This window comes from Ideonella sp. P3_A4 (genome assembly GCF_056403075.1).
Genome location: NZ_JBFUGE010001243.1, coordinates 1 through 788, shown reverse-complemented (window position 1 = coordinate 788; position 788 = coordinate 1). Strand labels below are relative to the sequence as shown.

Sequence of the window (788 nt, the reverse complement as noted above, 5' to 3'; positions counted from 1 at the left end):
ACCTAACGTTCGACGTAAGGGGCCTGCCGCAGGCAGGTCCCCTTGACGGAGGGGTTAGACCTCGCTTGGATCAAGGCAACAACCTGGATGATCATTGTTGCCTCCCAAACGCCTCGATCAGCTCCGCCGCAGCGTCTTCGCCTTTCTCACGCGCGACGTCTGCAGCTGTTGTGCCGGATTTGTCTGTCATCTTCCAGTTTGCCCCGCGTGCAAGCAGGAGGCTAACTATGGCGGTGTACCCCCAAGCCGCGGCGCACATTAGGGGTGTAATGCCTTCGTCGGTTTTGGCGTCCAGCACTGCGCGATGGTATAGCAGGAAGTCAGCCATCTGTGCATGGCCGTTTGCTGCAGCCTCGTGAAGTGCGGTCATCTGGCAGGAGCCAGCAGCTCGCACTGATGCACCTGCGCGTACAAGAGCTTGTGCAATATCGAGCAAACCTTCCGCTGAAACAACCATAAGTGGCGTTCGGCCATGAGTGCCAACCTCATCTAGATCTAGCCCATCGAGCATAGCCGGTATGGCCGCCAATGGAACTCCGGCAAGAAGGTCTTCAATCAGGCGATCTACTGCAGGTCGGCTGTTCATAAAAGGAAATCGAGTGCGCCACGTCGCGGAAAAAATGGTGATGAGGTCTAACGTTCGACGTAAGGGGCGGCTTGCGGCTTGCCGCAAGACGTCCCCTTGACGGAGGGGTTAGGCGCCTGGCGGGCCAAGCAACCAACCGGACGAAAGCTCGACTTGGCAGCCGGCTTCATGGACTGCCGACCTCTTGGCCGTTGCGATAGAG

1 protein-coding gene is annotated in these 788 nt (G+C 58.4%); it reads right to left on the bottom strand.

Annotated elements, in window-relative coordinates; translation table 11 throughout:
- Window positions 1-91: 91 nt before the first annotated feature.
- Window positions 92-586 (bottom strand): ankyrin repeat domain-containing protein, encoded by a 495-nt coding sequence (locus AC1DYI_RS37315; RefSeq protein ID WP_477209097.1) that lies wholly within the window; start codon window positions 584-586, stop codon window positions 92-94.
- Window positions 587-788 lie beyond the last annotated feature (202 nt).

Excerpts from the sequence above, each read along its gene's own strand:
- AC1DYI_RS37315 (WP_477209097.1), bottom strand. The coding sequence starts at position 586 with ATGAACAGCCGACCTGCAGTAGATCGCCTGATTGAAGACCTTCTTGCC.